18 protein-coding genes, 1 tRNA gene and 1 pseudogene are annotated in these 26,425 nt (G+C 58.1%); 10 read left to right on the top strand and 10 right to left on the bottom strand.

The features are described from left to right. Positions 1 to 13 precede the first annotated feature (13 nt). Complete coding sequence (locus AC1MEE_RS11425) at positions 14 to 2,686, top strand: excinuclease ABC subunit UvrA (protein ID WP_480415441.1); 2,673 nt, start codon at positions 14 to 16, stop codon at positions 2,684 to 2,686. A gap of 1 nt (position 2,687) precedes the next feature. Here the strand turns inward: AC1MEE_RS11425 and AC1MEE_RS11430 are convergent, their stop codons facing one another. From AC1MEE_RS11430 to AC1MEE_RS11450, 5 genes are all read right to left on the bottom strand, one after another. Further along, positions 2,688 to 3,167 (bottom strand): cupin domain-containing protein, encoded by a 480-nt coding sequence (locus AC1MEE_RS11430; RefSeq protein ID WP_480415442.1) that lies wholly within the window; start codon positions 3,165 to 3,167, stop codon positions 2,688 to 2,690. A gap of 182 nt (positions 3,168 to 3,349) precedes the next feature. Beyond that, the gene (locus tag AC1MEE_RS11435) at positions 3,350 to 4,069 is read right to left on the bottom strand and encodes a type 1 glutamine amidotransferase (RefSeq protein ID WP_480415443.1); all 720 of its coding nucleotides are present in this window, start codon (positions 4,067 to 4,069) and stop codon (positions 3,350 to 3,352) included. 186 nt (positions 4,070 to 4,255) lie between these two features. Then, positions 4,256 to 5,602 carry a glutamine synthetase family protein gene (locus AC1MEE_RS11440; protein ID WP_480415444.1) on the bottom strand — a complete coding sequence of 449 codons (1,347 nt, stop codon included), beginning with the start codon at positions 5,600 to 5,602 and terminating at the stop codon, positions 4,256 to 4,258. Positions 5,603 to 5,633: 31 nt separating this feature from the next. Further along, positions 5,634 to 6,188, bottom strand: coding sequence for a helix-turn-helix domain-containing protein (locus tag AC1MEE_RS11445; RefSeq protein ID WP_480415445.1), 555 nt, complete (start codon positions 6,186 to 6,188; stop codon positions 5,634 to 5,636). A 24-nt stretch (positions 6,189 to 6,212) separates the two neighbouring features. Continuing rightward, positions 6,213 to 7,502 carry an NAD(P)/FAD-dependent oxidoreductase gene (locus tag AC1MEE_RS11450; RefSeq protein ID WP_480415446.1) on the bottom strand — a complete coding sequence of 430 codons (1,290 nt, stop codon included), beginning with the start codon at positions 7,500 to 7,502 and terminating at the stop codon, positions 6,213 to 6,215. A gap of 189 nt (positions 7,503 to 7,691) precedes the next feature. On the opposite strand from AC1MEE_RS11450, the gene AC1MEE_RS11455 reads away from it, so the two are divergent. From AC1MEE_RS11455 to AC1MEE_RS11465, 3 genes and pseudogenes are all read left to right on the top strand, one after another. Next, the gene (locus AC1MEE_RS11455) at positions 7,692 to 8,585 is read left to right on the top strand and encodes a phosphohydrolase (protein ID WP_480415447.1); all 894 of its coding nucleotides are present in this window, start codon (positions 7,692 to 7,694) and stop codon (positions 8,583 to 8,585) included. A gap of 325 nt (positions 8,586 to 8,910) precedes the next feature. Continuing rightward, complete coding sequence (locus AC1MEE_RS11460) at positions 8,911 to 9,306, top strand: PIN domain-containing protein (RefSeq protein WP_480415448.1); 396 nt, start codon at positions 8,911 to 8,913, stop codon at positions 9,304 to 9,306. A 443-nt stretch (positions 9,307 to 9,749) separates the two neighbouring features. Continuing rightward, a pseudogene (locus tag AC1MEE_RS11465) lies at positions 9,750 to 9,992 on the top strand (tyrosine-type recombinase/integrase); the annotation flags it as partial. Positions 9,993 to 10,075: 83 nt separating this feature from the next. Here the strand turns inward: AC1MEE_RS11465 and AC1MEE_RS11470 are convergent. Next, positions 10,076 to 10,162: transfer RNA gene (locus tag AC1MEE_RS11470), tRNA-Leu, on the bottom strand. A 445-nt stretch (positions 10,163 to 10,607) separates the two neighbouring features. On the opposite strand from AC1MEE_RS11470, the gene AC1MEE_RS11475 reads away from it, so the two are divergent. From AC1MEE_RS11475 to AC1MEE_RS11490, 4 genes are all read left to right on the top strand, one after another. Continuing rightward, positions 10,608 to 11,453, top strand: a complete 846-nt coding sequence (locus tag AC1MEE_RS11475) for a tyrosine-type recombinase/integrase (protein WP_480415449.1) — start codon at positions 10,608 to 10,610, stop codon at positions 11,451 to 11,453. A 72-nt stretch (positions 11,454 to 11,525) separates the two neighbouring features. Then, complete coding sequence (locus AC1MEE_RS11480) at positions 11,526 to 13,115, top strand: ABC-F family ATPase (protein WP_480415450.1); 1,590 nt, start codon at positions 11,526 to 11,528, stop codon at positions 13,113 to 13,115. Positions 13,116 to 13,287: 172 nt separating this feature from the next. Next, a complete protein-coding gene (locus tag AC1MEE_RS11485; RefSeq protein WP_480415451.1) occupies positions 13,288 to 14,502 on the top strand; it encodes an MFS transporter in 1,215 nt (404 codons plus the stop codon). A gap of 199 nt (positions 14,503 to 14,701) precedes the next feature. Further along, positions 14,702 to 17,458, top strand: a complete 2,757-nt coding sequence (locus AC1MEE_RS11490) for an autotransporter family protein (protein WP_480415452.1) — start codon at positions 14,702 to 14,704, stop codon at positions 17,456 to 17,458. A gap of 55 nt (positions 17,459 to 17,513) precedes the next feature. Here the strand turns inward: AC1MEE_RS11490 and glgB are convergent, their stop codons facing one another. From glgB to AC1MEE_RS11505, 3 genes are read right to left on the bottom strand one after another with little or no spacing between them, the layout of a single operon-like run. After that, the gene (gene glgB / locus AC1MEE_RS11495; protein ID WP_480415453.1) at positions 17,514 to 19,742 is read right to left on the bottom strand and encodes a 1,4-alpha-glucan branching protein GlgB; all 2,229 of its coding nucleotides are present in this window, start codon (positions 19,740 to 19,742) and stop codon (positions 17,514 to 17,516) included. Further along, entirely contained in the window at positions 19,739 to 23,068 is a 3,330-nt protein-coding gene (treS, locus tag AC1MEE_RS11500; RefSeq protein ID WP_480415454.1) for a maltose alpha-D-glucosyltransferase, read from the bottom strand. The genes glgB and treS overlap by 4 nt, the downstream gene beginning before the upstream one ends. Before the next feature lie 12 nt (positions 23,069 to 23,080). Continuing rightward, on the bottom strand, positions 23,081 to 25,111 hold the full coding sequence (locus tag AC1MEE_RS11505) for an alpha-1,4-glucan--maltose-1-phosphate maltosyltransferase (protein WP_480415455.1): 2,031 nt from the start codon (positions 25,109 to 25,111) through the stop codon (positions 23,081 to 23,083). A 275-nt stretch (positions 25,112 to 25,386) separates the two neighbouring features. Here AC1MEE_RS11505 and AC1MEE_RS11510 point away from each other — a divergent pair, with 275 nt between their 5' ends. Together AC1MEE_RS11510 and AC1MEE_RS11515 are read left to right on the top strand one after the other, a co-directional pair. Further along, entirely contained in the window at positions 25,387 to 25,563 is a 177-nt protein-coding gene (locus AC1MEE_RS11510; protein WP_480415456.1) for a hypothetical protein, read from the top strand. Positions 25,564 to 25,583: 20 nt separating this feature from the next. Further along, positions 25,584 to 25,805: a DUF3203 family protein gene (locus tag AC1MEE_RS11515; RefSeq protein WP_480415457.1), complete on the top strand. Its 222-nt coding sequence runs from the start codon at positions 25,584 to 25,586 to the stop codon at positions 25,803 to 25,805. 68 nt (positions 25,806 to 25,873) lie between these two features. On the opposite strand, the gene AC1MEE_RS11520 is transcribed toward AC1MEE_RS11515, so the two are convergent. Next, on the bottom strand, positions 25,874 to 26,278 hold the full coding sequence (locus tag AC1MEE_RS11520) for a hypothetical protein (protein ID WP_480415458.1): 405 nt from the start codon (positions 26,276 to 26,278) through the stop codon (positions 25,874 to 25,876). Positions 26,279 to 26,425: the final 147 nt, after the last annotated feature.

Genomic DNA, 26,425 nt, shown 5'->3' on the forward strand with positions numbered 1-26,425 from the left:
AGAAGGCTCGATCATGACCTCTCAGCGCAACATGCCTGACAACGAAGCCCTCTCAGTGGTGAACAGCTCAGGCTTCGTCAAGGTGCGTGGCGCCCGAGAACACAACCTGCAGAACGTGGATGTCGATATTCCCCGCGATGCGCTGGTGGTGTTTACCGGAGTGTCCGGCTCAGGCAAATCCTCGCTGGCGTTCTCCACGTTGTACGCCGAGGCACAGCGGCGTTATTTCGAATCGGTGGCGCCGTATGCGCGGCGCCTGATCGATCAGGTGGGCGTACCCGATGTGGACTCCATCGAAGGCCTGCCCCCGGCTGTCGCTCTGCAACAGCAACGCGGTACACCGAGTACCCGCTCCTCGGTGGGCAGTGTCACCACCCTGTCGAGCCTGATACGAATGCTCTATTCGCGTGCCGGCAGCTATCCAGCCGGGCAGCCGATGCTGTACGCCGAAGACTTTTCGCCCAACACTCCCCAAGGCGCCTGCTCGCAATGCCATGGCTTGGGTCGGGTCTATGAGGTGACCGAACAATCGATGGTCCCGGACGATACGCTGACTATTCGCCAGCGCGCCGTGGCCGCCTGGCCCACCGCCTGGCAAGGGCAGAATCTGCGCGACATTCTGGTGACCCTGGGCTATGACGTCGACACCCCTTGGCGCGATCTGCCGAAAAAGCAGCGCGACTGGATTCTGTTCACCGACGAGCAACCCACCGCACCGGTTTATGCCGGGCTGTCGCCGCAAGAAACCCGACAGGCCCTCAAGCGCAAACTCGAACCGAGTTATCAAGGCACCTTTACCGGCGCTCGACGCTATGTCCTGCACACCTTCGCCCACTCGCAAAGTGCCCTGATGAAAAAGCGCGTCGCGCAATTCATGCTCGGCAGTCAGTGCCCCTTATGCTCAGGCAAACGCCTCAAACGTGAAGCGCTGTCGGTGACATTCGCCGGTTTCGACATCGGGGAGTTGGCGCAAATGCCGCTGCTGCGGCTGGCCGACGTGTTACGTCCGGTTGCGGCCAATGCCTTTGCCGATAGCGACGACAATGACAATAACGACGACAAAGCTGTGCTGAGCAAAAGCCAGATGCAAGACGCACGCAAACAACGTGTCGCTCATGGCGGTTCGGCGCATAACGCTGTGCCTGACGTCAGGCACACACCCAACCTGTCCGTGGAAAAACGCCTGGCGGCACAGCGCATCGCCCAAGACCTGCTGGCGAGAGTCAGTACCCTGACCGACCTGGGTCTTGGCTATCTGGCCCTGGAGCGCAGCACGCCGACGCTTTCATCCGGGGAATTGCAGCGTCTGCGCTTGGCGACACAGCTCGGCTCTCAGCTGTTCGGCGTCATCTATGTGCTGGACGAACCCTCCGCCGGTTTGCATCCGGCTGACGGCGAAGCGCTGTTCGGCGCCTTGCAGCGGTTGAAAGCGGCCGGCAACTCATTGTTTGTGGTTGAGCACGATTTGGAAACCATGCGCCGCGCCGACTGGCTGATTGATGTCGGGCCCGCGGCTGGCGAACAGGGTGGCCGCGTGTTGTACAGCGGACCGCCTGCCGGGCTTGCACAGGTCGAAGCATCCCAGACCCGCCCGCATCTATTTGCCGAACAGGCTCCCCATCACCAAGCCAGGCGCGAAGCGAAGAGCTGGCTTCGCCTCGAGGGCATCACGCGCAATAACCTGAACAATCTTTCGGCCCAATTTCCCTTGGGCTGCTTCACGGCCGTCACGGGGATTTCCGGCTCGGGTAAGTCAAGCCTGGTCAGCCAAGCGTTGCTGGAGTTGGTCGGGACGCACTTAGGGCGTGCTGCTACCGGTGCCGAGCAGGAGGAGCCGAGTCTTGAAGATGATGCTCCGCAAGCCAGCACTGGTCAGGTCACTGCGGGCGTGGAGTCCATTCGGCGACTGGTGCAGGTCGACCAAAAACCCATCGGCCGCACTCCCCGTTCAAACCTGGCGACCTACACCGGGCTGTTCGATAGCGTCCGCAAGCTGTTCGCGGCCACCCCCGAGGCTCGCGAAAAACACTACGACGCCGGCCAGTTCTCCTTCAACGTCGCCAAAGGTCGTTGTCCGACGTGCGAAGGCGAAGGCTTCGTCAGTGTCGAATTGCTGTTCATGCCCAGCGTCTACGCACCCTGCCCGACCTGCCACGGCGCGCGTTACAACCAGGAGACACTGGCGGTCACCTGGCAGGACCTGAATATCGCCCAAGTACTGCAACTCACCGTGGAAGAGGCCGTTACGGTATTTGCCCAACAACCCAGCGTGCTTCGCTCACTGCTCGTGCTGCGCGACATCGGCCTTGGCTACCTGCGGTTAGGCCAGCCGGCGACCGAACTCTCGGGCGGCGAGGCGCAACGGATCAAACTGGCGACCGAATTGCAACGCATCCAACGCGGCGCCACCCTCTACGTTCTCGATGAACCCACCACTGGCCTGCACCCCTGCGACGTCGATCGCTTACTCAAACAACTCAACAGCCTGGTCGATGCGGGCCACACCGTCATCGTTGTCGAGCACGAAATGCGTGTCGTCGCGCAAAGCGACTGGGTCATGGACATCGGCCCCGGCGCAGGAGACCAGGGCGGCCAGCTAGTGGCTTGCGGTGCACCGGAGGCCGTAGCCAAGGTGAAAGCGAGTCGGACGGCACCGTTTTTGGCGAAGGTGTTAGCGGGAATATGACCTAGTAAGGGCTGCCATCCTTGTGAATGAACTGCCACTTCCCGTCTATCTGGAGAGCCGCTTCAATATCATCATTGGGATAACTCACCGCGTCTTCTGGCGAGCGGTCGCCCACCTCCAGAATCACGCAGTCACGTTCAGTGCGGTTCTGCAGATGGTGCGGGGTCGTACCCGCTGCAAAACCAGCCACCATACCGGGACGCAGCTGCGTTTCGCCGGCATCGGTCAATAAGGTGGGCTCGCCCTCGAGCACATAGATGAATTCGTCCTGCCGAGAGTGACAATGATGCAGTGCGGAGATGGCGCCAGGCGGCAGGCGCGTTAGGTTCACGCCAAAATTCTGTATGCCAAACACATCGCCAAGCGGACGTTTGGTTCTGCCTGACATAAGCGATGCGAATGGCTCAGGGTAGTTACTCGGCTTGGTCCGCTGCGCAGCGTCAGCAGCGACAATGGCTGTTGGATTTTTTATTGATGACATCCGCCTTCTCTCCTGTGTCGGGCTCATCGTGCAGATCATACGATCACGACCCGATGGGACATATCAAGAGACCCGGCCCCCCATCCGACATGGATGCACCCGTGGACTACGAATAACCGGCTTAGGTCTAGCTCAAACTCGCAAAAAAAATAGAAAAATAAATCCCCCTTTGCTTTGTGGAATCAGCCGTTAATGTGCTTTTTAAAAAAGCTTGCCGTCCATTTGGCTATTGGCGTTGCGTCGACTGGCAGTTGGTTTACTGAATCCAACGCGTTGGCAGCTATCTGATCAGGCAGCAATGCCCCTCGGAATTTCTCAGCGAGGGCTTTGGTGAACTCGGCGGTGAACTCCGGGTGATACTGGACTGAGATGGCGGGGAACGAATAAGCAAAAGCACCATTCTCACAGTGGGCCGAGCCCCCTACGCGCGTCGCTTCGGGCGGGATTTCCGTGACTTGATCCTGGTGGAACACATAGGCCGCATTGGACGCTGGCAAGGCATGAGCGTCGTATCCGTAAAGCTGCGAGCCTACTCCCCAACCTTTATCGGATTTTGCGTTGAGCCCTCCATAAGCATCGGCCATGATTTGGTGCCCAAAGCAGATTCCAAAAACCGGGATGCGCTCCTGCCTCAGTTGCTGAAGGAAAGCGATCAAGCCGATCATCCAGGGACTGCGTTCGTAAGTGCTGTATTTGGAGCAGGACAGGATGTAGCCATCAAATTCCGAGGGCGAAGGCAGTCGGTCTCCCGACACTGGAGACAGGTAGGTAAACGTCGCCTCCGGAAGAAAAGGCGATAGCCATTTTTCAATCATCATCGGATAAGACCCGAATTGATCGATCAGGTCGTCGGGCGTTAGGCCGTTTTCCAGAATGCACATTCGAATACGCTTCAGGGACATCGTTCACCTCTATTGATTGCTGCACCACAACATATTTCGCCCTCTCCAATCATGGCCGAAGCAAGCAGCGCTTGCCTCGTCGCCTGAGTTAAAGTCTAACGTCTGGCTCAACCAAGAACGTCATTGGCGGTGGCGAGAGTTTGTTGTTCCCAACTACGCCAACGCGCGGGAACTGCAAGCTGCCACTTACAGATACCAGCGGTATTCGCGCGCACCGATCTCTTGCATAAAGGCCAGATGGTCCTGGCGCTTGTTTTCGCAGTAGACATCGACAAACTCCGCGCCCAGCCCCTCGCGTATCCATGGCTCGTGCTGCATGGCACGCACCGCTTCCAGAATTTCCAGCGGGAAATCGATGCCGCTACTGCGGTCTTCGTTGAGCGGCGCGATCGGTTCATGGCCGGTGGCCAGGCCGTTCTCCAGACCGACCAGAATCGCAGCCAGGACTAAATAAGGATTGGCATCGGCGCTGGCCAGACGATATTCGATTCGCAAGTTCTGCGGGTCCGACTCGGGAATCCGCACACAGGCATCGCGATCCTCAAAACCCCAGCTGGCCCGCGTCGCGGCGTTCACTGTGCCGCCCAAACGGCGAAAAGCATTCTGGTTCGGTGCGAAGATCGGCATGCAATGCGGTAGCAGCTCCAGGCAACCGGCCACCGCATGGCGTAACGCCAGCTGTTGATTCGCCGCCAGCAGGTTATTCCCCGCCGCGTTGTAGAGGCTGACATGCACGTGCATGCCGCTGCCCGGGTGCTGCAAGTAAGGTTTGGCCATGAAGCTGGCGCGGTAACCGTGCTTGAGGGCGACACCACGAGTGCTGCGACAAAATAGGGCTGCCCAGTCGGCGGCACGCAGGCCGTCATCGAGGTGACCAAAATTTATCTCGAATTGGCCCGGCCCGAGTTCGGCAGTGATCACGGTGGTATCGATGCCTTGGGCTCGCGCCGCCTCGACCATTTCATCGAGCACTGGGGAAAAGCGCGTCAGCCGTTCGATGTGCATATTCGGCTGATCATCCGCATCGTCCGTCAGCAGATCGCGGGGGAACTGTGGCTGTCCATCGCGCAGCTGTTTATCGAACAGATAGAACTCCAGCTCGAAGGCCACCACCGGGTGAATGCCTTTGCCGCGCAGGCGATCCAGGACCTGCGCCAAGACTTCGCGTGGTTCGAAAACGATAGGCGCCTCAGTGCCATCCGAGGTAATCAACATCTGCCCCAGCGGTTGTGCTTCCCAGCTCACGGGCTTGAGTGTGCCGGGCACCAGACGGCGACGGGCATCCGGGTCGCCGTCGTTGAAGCAGTAGTCACCAATCTTGAACAGCCCACCCTGGACACCGAGTAGCACGCAGTTCTGCGGCAGCTTGAGGGCGCTACCGGCCGCCACCTTCTCGAGCATTTCTACTGGGTAGCGCTTGCCATAAAAGTGCCCGGGAATATCCAGGGAAATCAGGTCGACGTAACGCACCTGAGGGTAGCTCTGACGAAAAGCACGAACCTCGGCCAGCAGGTCAAAGCAGTGAGTATCCATTGTTGTTCTTCCTTTGATCTCTTAGAGGCAATCAGGTGTAAACCCAGAGGACCCGGGCAGGATGTTCAGTGAGGTTGCCGTAGCGACAACGGGCACGGCTGGCCAACTGGAAGCTGTCACCGGGATACAAGGTGACTGGCTCATCGTCATCGAGCCACAGTGTCAACTCTCCTTCGAAGACATAGCCGCCCTGCTCGGAGCTGTCGCTCAAGTGCCGCTCGCCACTGTGGGCACCCGCCTCCAGCCGGCTATCAAGCATGGAGAAGGTGGCCGACATACTCGGCGAAACCAGAATGTCAGTAATTCCGTTGGCGAAATACAGCGTGCGCCGCTCATCCGGCCGGGTAACCCAAGGCACCTCCTTAGGTTTTGGCAAATTGTAAAAATAGGTGGTCGGCACCCCGAGGGTTTCGCTGATCGCCGTCAAATCCGCCACGGTGGGGCGCGATATACCGCGCTCGACTTGGGAAAGAAAACCTACCGAGCGGCCGATTTTTTCCGCCAGCTCCGTCAGGGTGTATTTCTTGTGCTTGCGCAGGTCCTGAATAAGGATCGCTAACGCGGCGATTTCTTCTTGCTTGTTCATGCCAGAGCTCCAAAAAATTGCTCATCAAATGCTATCGCGCAGTCGATACCAGGCCTTGCCGATGGCCTCCAATGGTGCTGCCAGGTGTTTGCCGCCGGGGAACCTGCTATTGCTCAAACCTTGGTACAAGGCCAGCTCATCCGGCTGGCCGAGAATCGCGTCGGACACTGCACGGGCACCGGCCAAAGTTGGAAGTACACCGTGTCCGGAGTAGCCCTGTAGCCAGTAAAGGTCACCGCGCCGGCCGATGTCGGGGGTGCGTTTGAGAGTGAGGTCGATATGCCCTCCCCAGGCAAACTCCAACTCGACGTCCTTAAGCTGCGGGAAGACCCGTTGCAGAAAAGGCCGGGTCGTTGCGGCGATGTCCTTCGGCATGCCTCCCAGATAGGTGCAGCCACCACCGAACAGCAGGCGGTTATCCGGTGTGCGACGGAAATAGTCGAGGACGAACTGGTTATCGGTGACGCAGACATTACTCGGTAGCAGCGCTGTGGCCTGCTCCGATGTCAGCGGCGCGGTGGCCACCTGGTAGGTACCCACCGGCAACACGCAACTGGCCAGCTTCGGATCAAGTCGATCGAGATAGGCATTGCACGCCAGCACCAGCACATCAGCCCGGATGCACCCGCGTTCAGTGGTCACCAGGTACTGATGGCCTTCTTCGCGATAGCTCAACGCTTTGCTCTGTTCATGGATGCAGCCGCCAGCACACTCTATGGCTGCGGCCAGGCCGAGCGCGAATTTCAGCGGATTCAGATGCCCGCCTTCGGGGTCGAACAGGCCCGCCTGATAACGCTCGCTGGCGACCCATTGCGACAACTCCGCACGCGGAATAAATCGCAAGCCATCGTGCCCCCACTTGTGGCTGGCCTCGCGCTGCCACTCGGTCAGGATGCTTACCCGCCGTGGCATGACCGAAGTCCACAGATGGCCGGCCTGGTAATCGCAATCGAAGTCATGGCGCGCGGGTAACTCACGCAACTCCTGCGCGGCCCAGCGCATGCTGTCCCACAACCGCCGCGCTCGTTCATAACCCAGCGCAGCCTCCAACGGCGGCATATCACAGGACCACCCGAGAATCGCTTGACCTCCATTGCGCCCCGACGCCGCCCAGGCAACTCGGCTGGCTTCCAGCAACGTCACTCGCTTGCCAGCCAAGGCCAGGCGCAAGGCCGTATGCAGGCCACTGAAGCCGGCACCGATGATCAGCACCTCGGTGTTTTGTTCGCCTTCCAGAGCCGCTCGAGTCGACAAACGATCGGCGCAACTGTGGGCGTAATAGCTGGCGACATGCTGGGTAGATTGCTGAAACATGAACACCTCATGAAATTATGTTTTTATAATTTCATGAAAAATTATCACGTAAATTTCACGACCACAACACTCCGGGAAAATATCGTTACCCGAACAAGAAGAAGTTCAAAGGTCGCAGCTCAAAACTGCGATCGCCTGACTCTTTCCCTTACAATCAATGCTGCCGGTACAGGCCGTCGAGGAACACCCATGCGCACAAATCAGCATCCGACTATTTGCATTTACCACGGCAACTGCGCCGACGGCTTTGGCGCCGCCTGGGTTGTGCGTAAAGCCCTGGGCGCCGACATCGAGTTTCACGCCGCGACCCATGGCAAGCCAGCCCCCGACGTCTCAGGCAAACACGTTGTCATCGTCGACTTCTCATTTCCGTTCGACACGATGATAGCCATGAGCGAAACCGCAGCATCCGTGTTGATTCTGGATCATCACAAAACGGCGCAGGACGACCTTAGGGATCTGCCGTCCGCCGGCCAAACCTACGGGCAATTCAAGGCTAACTGCCTGTACAAATGCAGTTGCGCGGACGCTCCTCTCATCGGCGCGCTGTTCGACATGAACCGGTCCGGCGCCGGCATTGCCTGGGACTTCTTTTTTCCGGACACGCCGCGCCCGGCGCTGATCAACCACATCGAGGACCGGGACTTGTGGCTGTTCAAACTGGAGGGCACCCGCGAGATTCAAGCCAGCGTTTTCAGCTACCCCTACGACTTTGAAGTCTGGGACAGTCTGTTCGAGACCGATCTCAGCACGCTGCGCTCGGACGGCGTTGCCCTCGAGCGCAAGCACCTCAAGGATGTCGCTGAACTGGTCAGAGTGACCAAGCGCCGGATGGTGATCGGCGGCTTCGATGTGCCGGTGGCAAATCTGCCCTACACGCTGACCAGCGAGGCTGGGCATCTGATGTGCACCGGCGAGCCGTTCGCTGCCTGTTACTGGGACACGCCAGACGGTCGCTTCTTCAGCCTGCGCAGTTCTGACGACGGCGAGGACGTCTCAGCAATCGCTCAACAGTATGGCGGCGGCGGTCACCGCAATGCCGCGGGCTTCAGCGTACCGTTCGGTCACATTCTGGCGGTTTAACTCCCCCTTCAAAATCTACTAAGCCTGCCGTTATCCGGCGGGCAAGGACTCCTCCTGCCCAGAGCTACAGATAAATCTGTCGGGGCCATCAAGGAGTTGGTCCTCTCATGAGCAGCATCCAGTTTTTGTCGCACGAAGAGGTTTGCGAGTTGAACGGCGCGCACCTGTTATTCATCACCCTGCCCTGATCAGCTTGAGGGTACCTCTCCTACCTCTAGTAAATCCGCAAAAGCACAGAAGTTGATTTTCACAATTCCTTACCATCCAGAGAGGTAAGCATTGAGGACATGAATCAGGCTATCGCGGAGCAGGGATCTAAAGCCATATGATTGGTCTAGATACTAATGTGCTGGTCAGATACATTGCTCAGGATGATGTAAAACAGTCAACAAAAGCGGCCGAGCTAATAGAGTCGCTGACGCTAGCCTCTCCAGGCTATATCACAATGGTCTCGGTGGTGGAGTTAGTCTGGGTGCTCCAGTCCTGCTACGACTCCGCCAAAAGCGAAATCATCGTGGTGCTCGAAACGCTATTGCGAACTCGGGAGCTGACTGTCGAGAACACCGAAATTGTTTGGCAAGCATTGCGTCACTACTCGCAGGCCAACGCAGACTTTGCGGATTGTCTGATAGAGCGTAGTGCCAACGCCGCCGGATGCGGATACATCGTCACCTTCGACAGTAAAGCGGCCAAGACAGCGGGTATGCGCCGCCTGACTTGACCCTGCACCGAGCAACGAAAGCCCCAGTCGTCATTTTTGCCTAACCGGTAACTCCTCCTGACCGCCTCGCCTGCGCAACCTCCAAATAACAAGGTCCATCTCCTCCTTTCTGCGCCTACCTTAATAGTGGGTGGTGATATCGGCGCCGTCGGCGACGATACGGAAGGCTGGTTTCATTTTTCAGACGCCAGTAACGACGACCCCCGCACCTGGCGGGGATCGTGCGGATTCCACGACACTTGGGCTACCAGAATGCGGTCAAAGGGATCTTTATGGATATCAGGCAGGCTACCTATAGCGACTGCATGTTCGCTGCCGATGGGCAGCTCGCTATAACCGTGGTCGAGTAACCCGAGGCGCAATACCCGTGCGTCCACTTTGAAGTCCGGGCGGCCCAAGCTGTGTTTGATAACAATTTCCCAAAGACTGGCAGCACTGAAAACGATAGCGCTCAGCCGCTGACCTATTCAATGCTCAGGGGACGGTTTGATCTGGCGAGGGAGGCGGCAGGAATAGCGAAATCAGACTTTCAAATGCGCGTTCTGCGAGCCAAGGCGGCAACAGACAAAGAGGAATCAACGGGGAACATTCGCCAGGCCATGGACCAGCTTGGACACACCACTGTCGGCATGACTGAGCAGTACATTCGCAATCGGAAAGGGAAGAAGGTGACATCAACAAAATAGGGAATTGCGGCAACATCTGAGAATTGCGGCAATCCCTTTCTCGCAAATCAAGGGCTTCGTCTGTCGTAAGCCCTTGTTTTATATGGTGCCCGAAGCCGGGGTCGAACCGGCACGTCCTTACGAACGAGGGATTTTAAGTCCCTTGCGTCTACCAATTTCGCCATTCGGGCGGTAGCGCCAAGAGCAGGGAATATATACACCCCTACCCGCTGAAGCAAGTTTACTGGGCCTGCATATGCGACAAAATCTTGCGCATGAGCCCAATAAAAAAGCTCCGTAAATCATGGATCTACGGAGCTTGTTTATGATGGAGGCCGAGGTCGGAATCGAACCGGCGTAGGCGGATTTACAATCCGATAGGCAAACCCAGCAAAAACAGGGCCTGCAAGGCTATTTCAGTTCCGAAACCAATGCGATTTAGGCAGGCTGCAAACCGCATTCTACAAGGTTCGCCTTTCCAGTTTAGGAACTGTTTTTGCCCCGCTTTTCAGTGCCTTACGGGCGAGCAATAACTCGAATTTTTTGCCAGTATGCGACATTTTGTCGCATACCTTTAAGATTCAATATCCCAACGGATAGGCATCGGGGTACGGTCGGCCTACTTCCAGGTGGCAGTTGGCTGGCCTTTTTTCTCGCACGCCGCTGGGCACACGCAGGATAGACCTGATTACCCCAACCCTGGTCCGTACGATCGTTGGCGAGACGGAATGGGCATCTGCCGGAGTGAAGCGCAATGCAATCATCAAGCTGGCCAGCGTCTTCAAGACTGCGGTGGCTAATGGACTGATCGCCAAGAGTCCTACCGCTTCCATCGAAAACCCCAAGCTAAACAAGAAGGTCGTCGACCCTTACACCAGGGAAGAGGCCGAACAGGTCATCACCTACCTCTACGAAAACACTATCAAGTACACGCAGATTTACGCCGCGTTCTTCGAGTTCATGTTCTTCACCGGCTTGCGCCCGGGCGAAGGCATGGCGCTCCAATGGGATGACATTGACTACGACAACAAGACAGCAATCATTCGGCGAATCATCGTTGATCAGGAGTCGGTCGAGCGCATCAAGACGAAACGCCAGCGCACGATCCTGCTCAATGACCGGGCATTACATGCTCTGGACCAGGCGCGGCGCCTGGCCACTTTGCGCCGAATGGCTTCGAAATCAGCCTACCCGGAGAGTCTCTACGTCTTTCCGCCGAGCAAAGGCGGGATGTGGATCAAGACGACCAGTGTTACAATCAAACACTTCAAGTCCGCGCTTGACGCTCTTGGTATTCGAAAGCGGCGTCAATACGACACGCGCCACACATACGCGACGATGTGCCTGATGGTCGGCATGAACCCTGCGTTCATCGCCAACCAACTTGGACACAGCGTCGAGATGCTGCTTTCTACCTATGCCAAATGGCTCAGCTCCGCCTCCGACTGGAAGGAGGTCGATAAGCTGCCGATTCGTTTGTGAATTGGCCCAAAATTGGCCCAAAGATAGCAGACATCCCTAAATACACATCTGAAAGCCCCGCAGGATAAGCCTTTGATCTCCACAGCTAACATCACCATGCAATTTGGCGCCAAACCCTTGTTCGAGAATGTCTCGGTCAAGTTTGGCGGCGGTAACCGTTATGGCCTTATCGGTGCCAACGGTTGCGGCAAGTCCACCTTTATGAAGATCCTCGGCGGCGATCTGGAGTCGTCGGGTGGGCAGGTGATGCTTGAGCCGAACGTGCGTCTGGGCAAGCTGCGCCAGGACCAGTTCGCCTACGAAGAATTCACCGTGATCGATACCGTGATCATGGGTCACGAAGAGTTGTGGAAGGTCAAGGCCGAGCGCGATCGCATCTACTCGCTGCCGGAAATGACCGAAGCTGACGGCATGGCCGTGGCCGAGCTGGAAACCGAGTTCGCCGAAATGGACGGCTACACCGCCGAATCTCGCGCCGGTGAGTTGCTGTTGGGTCTGGGTATCGGTATCGAACAGCACAACGGTCCGATGAGCGAAGTGTCTCCGGGCTGGAAACTGCGCGTGTTGCTGGCGCAGGCATTGTTCTCCAATCCAGAAGTGCTGTTGCTCGACGAACCGACCAACCACCTGGACATCAACACCATTCGCTGGCTGGAAAACATCCTGACCCAGCGCAGCAGCCTGATGATCATCATCTCCCACGATAGGCACTTCCTGAACAGTGTCTGCACGCACATGGCCGACCTCGATTACGGCGAACTGCGTCTGTTCCCGGGCAACTATGACGAGTACATGACCGTGGCGACCCAGTCCCGCGAGCAATTGCTGTCGGACAACGCCAAGAAGAAAGCGCAGATCTCGGAACTGCAATCGTTCGTCAGCCGCTTCTCGGCCAACGCCTCGAAAGCCAAGCAGGCCACTTCCCGCGCCAAGCAGATCGACAAGATCCAGTTGGCCGAGGTCAAGCCTTCGAGTCGGGTCAGCCCGTTCATTCGCTTCGAGCAGACCAAAAAGCTGCACCGCCAGGCGGTCATCGTCGAGCGCATGGCCAAAGGTTTCGACGGCAAGCCGCTGTTCAAAGACTTCAGCTTCACCGTTGAAGCGGGTGAGCGTGTAGCGATCATTGGCCCGAACGGTATCGGCAAAACCACCCTGCTGCGCACCTTGGTCGATGAACTGACCCCGGACGCCGGCACGATAAAATGGACCGACGCCGCCGAGCTGGGCTACTACGCTCAGGATCACGCGTCGGACTTCGAAGATGAGGCCAATCTCTTCGAATGGATGGGTCGCTGGACTCAGGGTGGCGAACAACTGGTTCGTGGCACGCTGGGTCGCATGCTGTTCTCCAACGACGAGATCCTCAAGTCGGTGAAGGTGATTTCCGGTGGTGAGCAAGGTCGTATGTTGTTCGGCAAGCTGATCCTGCAAAAGCCGAACGTGCTGATCATGGACGAACCGACCAACCACTTGGACATGGAATCCATCGAGGCGCTGAACCTGGCGCTGGAAAACTATCCCGGCACGCTGATCTTCGTCAGCCACGACCGTGAGTTCGTATCGTCGCTGGCCACGCGCATCATCGAGCTGAGCCCGAGCGGTGTGGTCGACTTCAGCGGCACCTACGATGACTACCTGCGTAGCCAGGGCGTCGTGTTCTGATTTAGCCTCTGCTGTAGAAGAAGCCCCGTCCTGGTGACGGGGCTTTTTGCATTGTTGAGCGAATGCCCAGATTCCGGGATTCCCAGGGCTTTAAAATAGTTAGCCTGCTTTCTTTTATCCCCCGCGCAGGCCATCATGGCGTTCTCCAACCGCCTGCCAGCGAACGAGCCTCATGTCTGCCGCACAATCTCCGCCGTTCCAGATACCTCCTCCCAGCTCCATGGCGATCACCCTACAGATCGTCTCCATCGTGTTTTATACCTTCATTGCCTTCCTGTGCATCGGTCTGCCGATCGCGGTGATCCCGGGTTACGTCCACGATCAATTGGGGTTCAGTGCGGTGATCGCTGGTGTGACCATTGGCTCGCAATACCTGGCGACCCTGCTCAGCCGCCCCATGGCCGGGCGTGTGGCGGACGGCATCGGCACCAAGCGCGCGATCATTTATGGTTTGTCGGGGATCGTCGTCAGTGGCGTGCTGACCTTGTTGGCGACCCTGCTCGATAGCCTGCCCGTGATGAGCCTGACGATACTCATTGTCGCCCGTGTGTTTCTTGGGGTGGCACAGGGGCTGATTGGGGTGGGGACCATCAGTTGGTGCATTGGCCAGGTAGGTGCGGAGCACACCGCTCGGGCGATTTCCTGGAACGGCATTGCGTCCTATGGCGCCATTGCCATTGGTGCGCCGGTCGGTGTAGTCATGGTCGACGGCCTGGGCTTTGCCAGCCTCGGGATTGCCTTGTGCGTGACCTCGTTGCTGGCGCTGGTGCTGATTCGCAACAAACCGTCCGTGCCCATCATCAGTGGCGAGCGCCTGCCCTTTTGGTCGGTGTTCGGACGGGTCGCTCCGTACGGCCTGAGCCTGACGCTGGCGTCCATTGGCTACGGCACCTTGACCACCTTTATCACTCTGTTCTACCTGAGCCGAGGCTGGCATGGCGCGGCGTATTGCCTGACGGTCTTCGGTGCCTGCTTCATCCTGTCGCGGCTGATTTTCATCAACGCTATCAAGCGATTCGGCGGCTTCAACGCTGCCATTGCCTGCATGGCGATTGAAACCCTTGGCCTGATATTGCTGTGGATTTCGCCCGACACCGGGGTCGCGTTGATCGGCGCAGGCCTGACCGGCTTCGGCCTGTCGCTGGTTTATCCGGCGTTGGGCGTCGAGGCAATCAAACAGGTGCCAACCTCCAGTCGCGGCGCGGGCTTGAGTGCGTATGCGGTGTTCTTCGATCTGGCGTTGGCGATTGCCGGACCGGTCATGGGCAGCATCGCCCTGGGGTTGGGTTATGCGTGGATTTTCTTCTGTGCCGCGGTGCTGTCGTTGGCCGGTCTGACACTGACGGTGCTGCTGTCTCGCCGCGCGAGGCATGGCTTTCCTGCCTGATCTGACACTACCACCGGTCGCTCAGGTTCTTGACGCCAAGGGTTATCCCTTCTTAGCTATCACTAACTGACATATGGAAGTTCAGTTAAAGGCCGTCTGCAGTACTAAAAACCGGTCTTTTGTTGCCGTTGTTGTGTGGCCAAAGGGCAAAACTTCAATCATGAACCCGCCCTGAGTCACGCGCTCAGGGAGAGCGTTCATGACAAAGTCGTTAGTGCCTACTGGCTGTGAATGGAGATATTGGCCAACACGCCGACACGTCCTTTTAGCCTCGTTATTGATGCTCCTGAGTTCTGAAGCTCAGGCAGCGTGCACACTGGTTGCCAGCCCCGGCAACGACACTTTTACCTGTGACAGTGGCAGCAGCGGCCCTCTGATCGATCTTCAAGGCAACAATACCTTGACCTTTCCCATCGAGGGGACGGGCACTGTCAATGGCGCCGTCACTTTTGGCCCTGGCGCGGATCGAATCGTGATGGACTCCGGCAGCATCGTCGGCGCGGTCGATCTGGGTAACGGTGCCAACAGCTTTGAAATCAACGCGGGGACAGTCTCGGGGGCGGTGCACCAAGGCAGCGGGATAGATAGCTTCATCATGACCGGAGGGACAATCCAATCCCTGGCGCAGGGCGATGGGCGGGATACTTTCCTTATGACCGGCGGCACTATCATCGGCGCATTTGAAGATGGCGATGTGGCCACCGTGACCGGCGGTACGATTGGTCGCGTGGACATGAAGCTCGACAATAATATCTTCAACATGTCCGGCGGCCGAATTATCGGGAATCTGGTGACCGGTTTTGGCAAGGACACCATCATCGTGTCCGGTGGCACGATCGGCGGCAACATCAGTGTCAGTGGTGGTGATGACAGCGTCACCATCAGCGGCGGTGAAGTGGACGGTGAAATACGCACCAGCTTCGGCAATGACACCTTCATCTGGAACGGCGCAGGCATCATCAAGTCGGCAGTGTTGATGGGCGAAAATAACGACACCGCGACCCTTCACGCACTCACTGAAGCCATCCTCAGCAGCACACCTCGCGTGGACGGTGGTCCCGGTGTTGACGTGCTGACCTTCGACGCCACCACTTCATCCACTCCATCCCGCTACACCAATTGGGAAACGGTCAACCTGAACAATGGTTCACGATTCGACCTCGCAGGCGAATTCGTCCTTGGCGACAGCGGCACCGGTACCGGGGTGTTCAATATCGACGCAAGCAGCACGTTGACATCAGTTGCGGGCAGCATCCGCTCTTTCACCAGTGGCCAGTTGGCGGCGCTCAATAACGCCGGCACCCTCGACATGACCTCCGGCAGTAACAGCGCTAACGACACACTGACCGTGCACGGCAACTACGTCGGTAACAACGGTCAGTTAATGGTGCAGTCGGTCGTGGGTGATGACACCTCCCCCAGCGACAAACTGGTGGTGGACCGAGGAACACTGAGCGGCACCACGCAAATCACCATCAGCAATCTCGGGGGTGTCGGTGGGTTTACCCAGCAGAACGGCATTCAGGTGGTGGAAGCCACCAATGGTGCGACCAGCGATAGCTCGGCTTTCTCGCTGAAAAATTCGGTGTCGGCAGGTGCTTATCAATACTACCTGTTCAAGGGCGGCGTTACGGCCGGTTCGGAAAACAGCTGGTATCTACGCTCGGCGGTGGTTGCCCTGCCACCACCACCACCACCACCACCACCAGTCGCTCCGCCGGTTATTCCACCCGTCGCTCCACCAGCTACCCCGCCGCAGGCTCCACCCGTCGCTCCACCAACTACCCCGCCGCCGACTCCACCGGTCGCTCCACCAATTACCCCGCCGCCGACTCCACCGGTCGCTCCACCAGTTACCCCGCCGCCGACTCCACCGGCCTCCCCGCCCACCGAGCCCCTCACGCCGACGCAATCCGCGGTGCAGCCCGCTGCAGTTGCCCCCGTGGCAGCCATTGGCACACCGGCGCTGCCCGCAGCCGTGGCGGGCGCTGCGCCGATTCCGCTTTATCGCCTGGAAGTCCCTAACTACGCCGTCGTCCCGCCCGCCGCCGCCGTGCTGACGCTCAGTGCGCTGGGCACATTCCATGATCGCCTGGGTGAACAGAGCCTGTTGACCGAAACCGGTGTCGTACCCGCAGGCTGGGGCCGAGCGTATGGCAACGACTTCAAGCAAAGCTGGTCCGGCACGGTCGATCCGAGCCTGGATGCTTCGCTCACGGGCTTTCAGGTCGGCAATGACCTCTACGCCTCCCAAACCGGCGGCGGACACGTGCAACGGGTGGGATTGTTCGTTGGCCACAGCCGCCTGGACGGCCATGTCGAGGGTTTTGCCGAGGGCTTTCATGACCGCTCAACCGGCACGCTGAAAATCGAAGGCGACAGCCTCGGCGCCTATTGGACGCTGACTGACCCGGCCGGCTGGTATATCGACGCGGTAGTAATGGGCACGCGGCTGGACGGTTCCAGCAGATCTGACCGAGGTATCAAAATCGACACCCATGGTCATGTTCTGAGCCTGTCCCTGGAAACGGGTTATCCGATACCAATTTCGCCGAATTGGGTGATTGAACCCCAGGCGCAACTGATCAACCAGCGCGTCCACCTCGACAGCCAGAATGACGGAATTTCCGATGTGTCATTTGATTCCCAGGCCTACACCTCCGGTCGCCTGGGCGCTCGGTTAAAGGGTCGTTACATCGTTCAGGGCATGCCGATCGAACCGTATGTTCGCAGCAATCTGTGGCGCAACTTCGGCGGTTCTGACACCGTCATTTTCGACCATGTCGACACAATAAAAACTGAACACGCATCGACCACGGCAGACGTGGGCGTCGGCGTGGTGGCGACTTTAGCGGCGGGTGTCAGTCTTTATCTGAGTGCCGATTACAGCAGCAATCTGGATGGCAACAGTTTGAATAGCGTGGCGGGGAATGTGGGGGTTCGGGTGAGTTGGTGAATGCAGGGTGTCAGGGATGACGCCGCGGCGTGTCAGGCCGCGGCGTCAGCCGAAATCACTCCCCCTGAGGCTTCAATATCAACACCGCCAACGGCGGCAGGTTGAGTACCAGCGACACCGGCATGCCATGGCTTTTGCTGTCGTCGGTCTGCACGCCGCCGCCATTGCCAACATTGGAGCCGGCATAGGTGCTCGCATCACTGTTCAACAGTTCGGTCCACAGCCCGGCGTACGGAACGCCGATCCGATATCCCTCACGTGGCACGGGCGTGAGGTTGGCAATCACCAGCAACGGCTCGCCCTCCTTGCTCCAGCGCAGCCAGGCGAACACGCTGTTGGCGGCGTCATCGCCGATCAGCCATTGGAACCCCTGAGGCACGCAATCTTGTTCGTGCAGCGCCGGTTCAGCGCGATAAATCCGGTTGAGGTCGCTCACCAGCTTCTTCACGCCAATGTGCTCGGCGTACTGCAGCAAGTACCAATCCAGTTGTTCGTCGTGGTTCCACTCGCGCCATTGAGCGAATTCACAGCCCATGAACAACAGCTTCTTGCCTGGATGCGTCCACATGAACGCCAGATAAGCGCGCACGTTGGCGAACTTCTGCCAGCGGTCACCGGGCATCTTGTCGATCAGCGAATGCTTGCCGTGCACCACTTCATCGTGAGAAATCGGCAGGATGAATTTCTCGGACCATGCGTACACCAGGCCGAAACTCAGCTCGTTATGGTGATGGGCGCGATGGATCGGGTCCTGCTCCATGTAATGCAGGGTGTCGTGCATCCAGCCCATGTTCCATTTGAAGGCAAAACCCAGCCCGCCCTGTTGCGTGCTTTGGCTCACACCGGGCCAGGCAGTGGACTCTTCGGCGATAACCATCGCGCCGGGTGCCTCCAGGGCGACGACGTCAGTGAGGTGGCGCAAAAAGTCGATGGCTTCCAGATTCTCACGGCCGCCATGGCGATTGGGCACCCACTCTCCCGCTTTGCGTGAATAGTCGCGGTACAACATCGAGGCCACCGCATCCACGCGCAGACCGTCAACGTGAAAATGCTTGAGCCAATGCAATGCCGACGCGAGCATGAAGCCATGCACTTCGGTGCGGCCCAGGTTGTAGATCAGCGTGTCCCAATCCTGATGGAAGCCTTCCTGCGGGTTGCCGTACTCATACAGCGCGGTGCCGTCGAACTGCGCGAGACCGTGGGTATCGGTCGGGAAATGCGCCGGCACCCAATCGAGGATCACGCCGATATCGGCCAGGTGACAGGCGTTGACGAAAGCAGCAAAGTCTTGCGGCGAACCGAAGCGAGCGGTCGGCGCGAATTGCGACAACGGTTGATAACCCCAGGAACCGCCGAAGGGGTGCTCCATGATCGGCATCAGTTCGATATGGGTGAAGCCCAGTTCCTTGATGTACGGAATCAGACGGTCGCCCAGTTCACGCCAGTTGTATTGGCGAACGACGAATTCATCGCTGTGATCGAGCTGCCAGGAACCGGCATGCAATTCATAGATCGACAACGGCGCATTTGCCGAATGGCGCTCGCCGCGCGATTGCATCCAGCCGTTGTCTTGCCAGTCGAATTGCAGCGGCGTCGCTACCACAGACGCCGTTTCCGGCGGCATTTGCGTGGCCAGGGCCACGGGATCGGCCTTGAGCGGCAGGATTTCATGGGCGCCAAGAATTTCGTATTTGTACGCTTCGCCGGGTTTGAGCCGGGGAATGAACAACTCCCAAACGCCGGTGGGATAACGCACACGCATCGGATGACGACGGCCATCCCAATTATTGAAGCCACCGACCACCGACACACGACGCGCATTGGGCGCCCACACCGCGAAACGCACGCCGTCGATGCCATCGACATTGGTGACCTGCGCTCCCAGGCAACTGCTCAGGTCCCGGTGATTGCCTTCAGCGAACAGATACAGGTCCATCTCGCCCAGCAACTGGCCGAAGCTGTAAGGGTCTTCGGTGATTTGCTCGCCGCCCGCCCAATTGATCTTCAACAAATAGGGTTGTGCGTTGGGAAAGTGACCGGCGAAAAATCCCGGCACCTCGCTCATCTCCAGGGTGCCCAATTCGTGTTCACCCTCGCGCGACAGCACCTGCACGCTCAGCGCTGCAGGGAGATAGGCGCGGATAAATTGTCCGCCTTTGCCGTCGACATGGGGCCCGAGCATAGAGAACGGGTCGTGATGTTCAGCACGGATCAACGCATCCATATCGGCCGCGCCGGGCAGCAATTCCACTGTGCCCCTGCCGTATTCCTTAGGTGCATTCATTTTTTTGATTCTCCATCAGACAAAGTCAGCAGTCCACGTAAGCCTTGCAAAGGAACAGCCAACCAGTTGGGGCGGTGCTCCGCTTCGTAGACTACTTCATATGCGGTTTTTTCCAACGTGAACAATTCCAATGCAGCGCTTTCGCCCTTGGCGTCCTTCCAGGCATGGGCCAGGTCCGTGGTCGCCAAGCGGTAACCTTCAATAAATGCCTCGCGAGCCTGGGTCAAGTAGGTTTGCGCCACCCGTTGTCGAGCGGTCACGGCTTCAGCCGAGCTGTCCACACTTTGCGCATTGCGCACGGCCATGGCCGCCGCATAGTCGAATGAACGCAGCACGCCACTGACATCCTTCAACGGGCTGTACTTGGCCCGGCGTTCGATCAATGAACGCGCCGGCTCGCCCTCAAAGTCAATCAAGTAAGCATCGCCCTTGACCACCAACACCTGGCCCAGGTGCAAATCGCCATGCACACGCATGCGCAATCCTCCCACCGAGCGTTTGGCGAGCATCAGAATGTGGGCCAGCACCGGCTTGCGCTTGCTCATCAGCTCAGTGACCAAGGCCTGATCAGCGGGCTCCAGACTGCCTTTGTACTGCTCCAGCAATTGCAGGGCGCGCTCCAGTTGAGCCGCCACACTTTTACCCGATTGCTCGCTGTCCTTGATGTTGGTGAGTTCAGCGGAAAAATCCGGATTGTCGGTCGGCGCTGCCAGTATTTGGTGCATCTCGCCCAGACGCTGCCCCAACAAGGCAGAAAAATCCGACAACTCCAACAACGCGTTGTAATGCTGATCCTGCTCGGAACGGCCATGGGACAGTTCATCGCGTACCGCCCGCTCCAGGTTGTTCTGAGTCCACTCCCAGGCATCGCCCTGATTACTCAAATACCCCTGAGCGATCATCAACAGATTGCTTTGCCCTTCTTTATCGACACGCACTATCGAACCCAGCAACGGTGAAATATGCCCAAAGCCAGCAGCAGTCAAGTACGCACCCATCTCCAGTTCCGGGTGAGTGCCTGCGCTGATACGACGAATCAGTTTCAGCACCAGACTGGCACCGACCACCACCGAGCTATTGGACTGCTCAGCCGACAGGTAACGCACTTCGGATTCGTTGTTCAGTCCCAACCGGGTCATTTCGGCGGTGTGTTCGAAGCGCAACTCGCCTTCGCTGCACGGCAGTAACGTGTCGGCCTGCATGCCCTGAACGACCGCCCGGATGAAGGTTTCGAGGGTGAAGGCATCCGTGATCAACCCTACCTGACGCCCACGCCGTACACGGGCCAGTGCCAATTGCTGAGGTAACGCGCTGCTGATGTCATCTTCGGCCAACAGACCGAACGGCAATTGGTAGCGACCTTGATGATCACCTGCCGTAACCTCCAGCTCGCTCAACAACACCGGATGCTGCGGATCGCCGAAGCGCACCGCATACGCGATTTTGACCTGATCGATGGCTTTGTCTTTGCCCGCGAACCAGCGGCGTTTAGGCAGGTAAACCGCCAATGAGGTCTGTTCCATGGTGCTGCGCAACGGCTCATCGAGCAGTTCTTCGAGACGCTTTTTCAGGACCAGGGTCGGGAAGTCCGGCATGCTTTTCGCCGGTTCAATGTGCCAGCTCGGCATCTGGTTTTCTGCGGCCAACAGGAACCAATAGAAGCCATAAGGCGGCAACGTCAGCAGGTAAGTAAGCTGGCCAATGGGCGGGAAGGCGCTACCACCCAGCATCTCGACCGGGACCATTCCGGCATACGACGACAATTCGAGTTCCGCCGCCTGAGCCGCGCTGGAAACGTTGGCCACACACAGAATGATCTCGGTCTTGCCGTCCGGCCCGGTGTATTCACGGGTGTAGGCAAGAATCCGGCGATTGGTCGGCGACAGCATTTTCAAGGTGCCACGCCCGAACGCCTTTTGCTGTTTACGCACCGTCAACATGCGCCGGTTCCAGTTCAACAGCGAATGCGGGTCGTTATGTTGAGTTTCAACGTTGACCGACTGATACCCGTACAACGGGTCCATGATCGGCGGCAGCACCAGGCTCGCCGGGTCGGCGCGAGAGAAGCCGCCGTTGCGGTCGATGGACCATTGCATCGGCGTGCGCACGCCATCGCGGTCGCCCAGATAGATGTTATCGCCCATGCCGATTTCATCGCCGTAATACAAGGTCGGTGTGCCGGGCATCGACAGCAGCATGCTGTTGAGCAACTCGACGCGACGTCGATCACGCTGGACCAGCGGCGCCAGCCGCCGACGGATGCCTAGATTGATCCGGGCCCGACGATCGGCAGCGTAATAGTTCCAAAGGTAATCGCGTTCACGATCGGTGACCATTTCCAGGGTCAACTCATCGTGATTGCGCAGGAAAATCGCCCACTGGCAGTTCGCGGGGATTTCCGGAGTCTGGCGCAGAATATCGGTGATCGGAAAGCGGTCTTCCTGAGCCACGGCCATGTACATGCGCGGCATCAGCGGGAAGTGGAACGCCATGTGGCATTCATCGCCGTCCTTGCCTTTTGTATCTCCAAAATACAACTGTGTGTCTTCGGGCCATTGGTTGGCTTCGGCCAGCAGCATGCGGTCAGGGTAGTTGGCGTCGATTTCGGCACGGATCTGCTTGAGCACCTGATGGGTCTCGGGCAGGTTTTCGTTGTTGGTGCCGTCGCGCTCGATCAGGTACGGAATCGCATCCAGACGCAGGCCGTCGATGCCCATGTCCAACCAGTAACGCATCACTTGCAGCACCGCTTCCAGCACGAGCGGGTTGTCGAAGTTCAGGTCTGGCTGGTGCGAATAAAAACGGTGCCAGAAGTACTGGCCGGCGACCGGGTCCCAGGTCCAGTTGGACTTTTCGGTGTCGAGAAAAATGATTCGCGTGCCGTCGTATTTCTGGTCGCTGTCCGACCATACGTAAAAGTCCCGCGCCTTGGAGCCACGCTTCGCGGTCCTGGCCTTTTGGAACCACGGATGCTGGTCCGATGTGTGGTTGATAACCAGCTCGGTGATCACCCGCAGTCCACGCTTGTGGGCCTCGGCAATGAACTTTTTGGCATCGCTCATCGTGCCGTAGTCGGTGTGCACGCCTCGGTAATCGGCGATGTCATAGCCGTCGTCACGACGCGGCGAGGGGTAGAACGGCAGCAGCCAGATAGTATTGACCCCAAGCTCGGCAATGTAGTCGAGCTTGGTGATCAGGCCGGGAAAATCGCCGATCCCATCGTTATTCGAATCAAAAAAAGACTTTACATGAACCTGATAAATCACCGCGTCCTTGTACCACAGCGGATCATCGATAAAGGCCGCGAGCCTGGGTTTCTTCGCCATTGTCAGTTCCCTTTAATTCGTGGTCTGAATACGCCAGATGCCAAAAGGCTGATACCAGGGTTCGATGCGCATCCATTGATTTTTGCCATACCAGGTCCAGCGATGGCCGGTCATCAGGTCTTCACCTGAAGTCGCGGCGTCATCGGGCAGGCCCATCTCCCAGAGTGGCAGTTCGAAATGCGCTTCCTGGGCGTTGAACGGGTCAAGGCTGACCGCCACCAGAATGAAGTTGCTGCCATCGGCGCTACGCTTGCCGAAATAGAGGATGTTGTCGTTCCAGGCGTTGTAGATCTGCAGCCCCAAATGCGACTGCAACGCCGGGTTTTGCCGGCGAATGCGATTGAGCTGGGCAATCTCGGCAATGATGTTGCCCGGCGCGTTGTAATCCCGCGGCCGCACCTGATACTTCTCCGAGTCCAGGTACTCTTCCCTACCCGGCACTGGCGCTGCTTCGCACAATTCAAACCCGGAATACATGCCCCACAGGCCCGAGCCCATGGTCGCCAGCGCCGCGCGGATCAAAAACCCGGCGCGACCCGACTCATGCAGAAAAAACGGATTGATGTCCGGTGTGTTCACGAAAAAGTTGGGCCGGAAGCAGTCACGCCAGGGCGACTGATTCAACTGCGCGAAGTACTCCGCCAGCTCGGCCTTGGTGTTGCGCCAGGTGAAATAGGTGTAACTCTGGGAATACCCGACCTTGCCCAGGCGCGCCATCATCGCCGGCTTGGTAAAAGCTTCGGCGAGAAATATCACTTCCGGGTATTGGCTGCGAATATCGGCAATCATCCATTGCCAGAACGGCAGCGGCTTGGTGTGCGGATTGTCGACGCGAAAGATCTTCACTCCCTCGCCGATCCAGCTCAGCACGACATCGCGCAGCGCCAGCCACAAACCGGGGATTGCGTCGGAAGCATAGAAGTCGACGTTGACGATGTCCTGATACTTCTTCGGCGGATTTTCCGCGTAGCGAATGCTGCCGTCGGGGCGCCAGGAGAACCAGCCCGGATGCTCCTTGAGCCACGGATGGTCCTGGGAACACTGAATGGCAAAATCCAGCGCGACCTCCAGGCCATAGACAGCCGCGGCCTGCACCAGATTGCGGAAATCCTCGCGGGTGCCCAACTGGGGGTGAATCGCGTCATGACCGCCCTCGACGCCGCCAATGGCGTATGGGCTGCCCGGGTCATCCGGTCCTGCTTCCAGCGAATTGTTCGGCCCCTTGCGATAGGCACGACCAATGGGGTGGATCGGCGGGAAATACAGCACGTCGAAGCCCATGTCGTGAATCATCGGCAGGCGGCGTAGCACATCATTGAACGTGCCGTGGCGCGCCGGATCCTCAGTCACCGAACGCGGAAACAGTTCATACCAACTGGCGAACTGCGCCAACTCACGTTCTACATCCAGCGGAAAATCGACACTGCGGCTCAGGTAAGCGTGGTTTTCGGCCTGGGCCATCAGCGCCATAGTTTCACCATTCAGCAGCAAGCCAACCTGAGCCTCGGGATCGCTTTGCCCGAATTGCTCGATCACAGCAGCAAGGTGCTCTCGCAGTTCGCCCTGGTTGCGTTCAACCGCTTGCGTCAGATGAATGCGGCCCTCTTCCAGCTCCAGACCGATCGGCACGCCAGCGACATATTTTTTCTGCAACTCATAACGATAAGTGGCGAACTGATCGATCCACGCTTCGAGCCTGAACACACAGCGACTGACGGACGAGGGGGTGAACTCACCCTCCCAACTGTCATTCACCAGTTCTTGCATCGGCGTACTGTGCCAATCCTCTTCATCAGCGGCACGCCAACGAATCAGCACCACCATCTTGTCGTGCCCGTCGGCAAACACCTTGCTGGTCACCTTCACCGGCTGCCCGATGATCGCCTTCACCGCAAACAACCCGCCCTCAATCACCGGCATTGTGTTTTCGAACACGATGCGCGGCATTTGCAGGGCCTGGGTCAGGGTCAGGGGATGTGTCTGGTGTGGAACATCGCTGGCCAAAGAATCCGGGCCGTAGGGCTGATCAGCGGTCACATTCATCGTGCATCACTCCTCACGCCCTTATAAAGAGACGCTTCTTCAGCAAAATCCATGCGATTGAAAAAAATGAGCGAGCCCATTCCTGCGCTGATACTCCTCGCCGGGCCGCATAGTTTCCGAGCGCGGGCAGAAGGGAAAAGTTCAAAAGGGTTTGATCGCGAAGGTGAGCTTAGACCGTGCTTTCGCAAAGGCTGGAGTCATTTGCGTGGCCAGGCGGTCCAACCGGTTGAGGGTTGGACAATCCATGAGCTAAATGGAATGTAGAGGTAAATCTGATGAGTATCCCTATCCCACCTAAACCGCCTGACCCAATGATTGACGATCCGGCATTGCCCGTGCCAAAGCCCGAGCAGGACCCGCCACCCACCATACCGCCGGCGTCCGAGCCACCCAAGGGCGACCCGCCCACCGAGGAGCCACCGGCGATTCTTGACGGTCATCCTCCTGAATAAATTCATCAAGGAGTACACGCATGTCATTGGAATTCGATAGCACCCATGAACACTGCTCCGCGTTGATTGAGGACGTCCGTTATCAAAGCCGTGTGAACAACGTGGTCATCACCACCAACGACACCACGCATATGTCTGAAGCCCAGGTCGGTGGCAAAAACGTGCCCATTACCGAAGAAGAAGCCGACGCCCTGACCGTCTATGGTGCGCAGGACAAACGGCATCACACCGTTGCGGAGTAACCCGCTGTTGCGATGTCCCCCTGTTCGTCGTATCTGGGTCTGTGGGTTTGTCCGTGAAAGCGATAGAGCTAATAACAGATCACCGTCACGGGAAAACGCGCCCGACTCTCTCGCAGACTCTTCAGGTTCATCCTCACGACGATTTTGCCCGGCGCTGAGCTGCCGTTCACTGCTGCGGCAGTGCCCAGAAAATAATCCATCACCATGTCCTCGGGTCGCTGCCAACCCATCACACAGCGCGGCGCGGTTTTGAACGTTTGGGGCTTGGTCACCAGCGTCAGGATGGTTTGCTCAGGGCGCTGCTCGACATCGATGCCCAGCAACCCATCACCCTGTTTCTCAATCAATGAACCGTCATGATCGAATATCGCCCTGACATATCGATCAACAACAGACGTTTCAGCCATCGCCATCACCATCACCATCACCATCGCCGAGGAGACAAAAAACGTCATTTCAATGAGCTGTTTCATAAATCGACTCCTGATCGTGCCGTTTTCCGCTCCCGATTAGCCCCTGCCGTTAGTCGCAGATCAATACCTGACGCTCGAAACCTCCCGATCGGATAGGCCAGGGATAGGTCAGAAACCTCATCTGATCCGCTTTTTATTCAAATACCT

The organism is Pseudomonas sp. ASL3, assembly GCF_056680425.1.

Bases quoted from the DNA above. Each gene is read 5' to 3' on its own strand.
- glgB (WP_480415453.1), bottom strand. From the start codon at position 19,742: ATGAATGCACCTAAGGAATACGGCAGGGGCACAGTGGAATTGCTGCCC.
- AC1MEE_RS11505 (WP_480415455.1), bottom strand. From the start codon at position 25,111: ATGAATGTGACCGCTGATCAGCCCTACGGCCCGGATTCTTTGGCCAGC.
- AC1MEE_RS11510 (WP_480415456.1), top strand. From the start codon at position 25,387: ATGAGTATCCCTATCCCACCTAAACCGCCTGACCCAATGATTGACGAT.
- AC1MEE_RS11445 (WP_480415445.1), bottom strand. From the start codon at position 6,188: ATGAACAAGCAAGAAGAAATCGCCGCGTTAGCGATCCTTATTCAGGAC.
- AC1MEE_RS11515 (WP_480415457.1), top strand. From the start codon at position 25,584: ATGTCATTGGAATTCGATAGCACCCATGAACACTGCTCCGCGTTGATT.
- AC1MEE_RS11490 (WP_480415452.1), top strand. From the start codon at position 14,702: ATGACAAAGTCGTTAGTGCCTACTGGCTGTGAATGGAGATATTGGCCA.
- treS (WP_480415454.1), bottom strand. From the start codon at position 23,068: ATGGCGAAGAAACCCAGGCTCGCGGCCTTTATCGATGATCCGCTGTGG.
- AC1MEE_RS11440 (WP_480415444.1), bottom strand. From the start codon at position 5,602: ATGGATACTCACTGCTTTGACCTGCTGGCCGAGGTTCGTGCTTTTCGT.
- AC1MEE_RS11455 (WP_480415447.1), top strand. From the start codon at position 7,692: ATGCGCACAAATCAGCATCCGACTATTTGCATTTACCACGGCAACTGC.
- AC1MEE_RS11425 (WP_480415441.1), top strand. From the start codon at position 14: ATGACCTCTCAGCGCAACATGCCTGACAACGAAGCCCTCTCAGTGGTG.
- AC1MEE_RS11435 (WP_480415443.1), bottom strand. From the start codon at position 4,069: ATGTCCCTGAAGCGTATTCGAATGTGCATTCTGGAAAACGGCCTAACG.
- AC1MEE_RS11520 (WP_480415458.1), bottom strand. From the start codon at position 26,278: ATGAAACAGCTCATTGAAATGACGTTTTTTGTCTCCTCGGCGATGGTG.
- AC1MEE_RS11485 (WP_480415451.1), top strand. From the start codon at position 13,288: ATGTCTGCCGCACAATCTCCGCCGTTCCAGATACCTCCTCCCAGCTCC.
- AC1MEE_RS11430 (WP_480415442.1), bottom strand. From the start codon at position 3,167: ATGTCATCAATAAAAAATCCAACAGCCATTGTCGCTGCTGACGCTGCG.
- AC1MEE_RS11450 (WP_480415446.1), bottom strand. From the start codon at position 7,502: ATGTTTCAGCAATCTACCCAGCATGTCGCCAGCTATTACGCCCACAGT.
- AC1MEE_RS11460 (WP_480415448.1), top strand. From the start codon at position 8,911: ATGATTGGTCTAGATACTAATGTGCTGGTCAGATACATTGCTCAGGAT.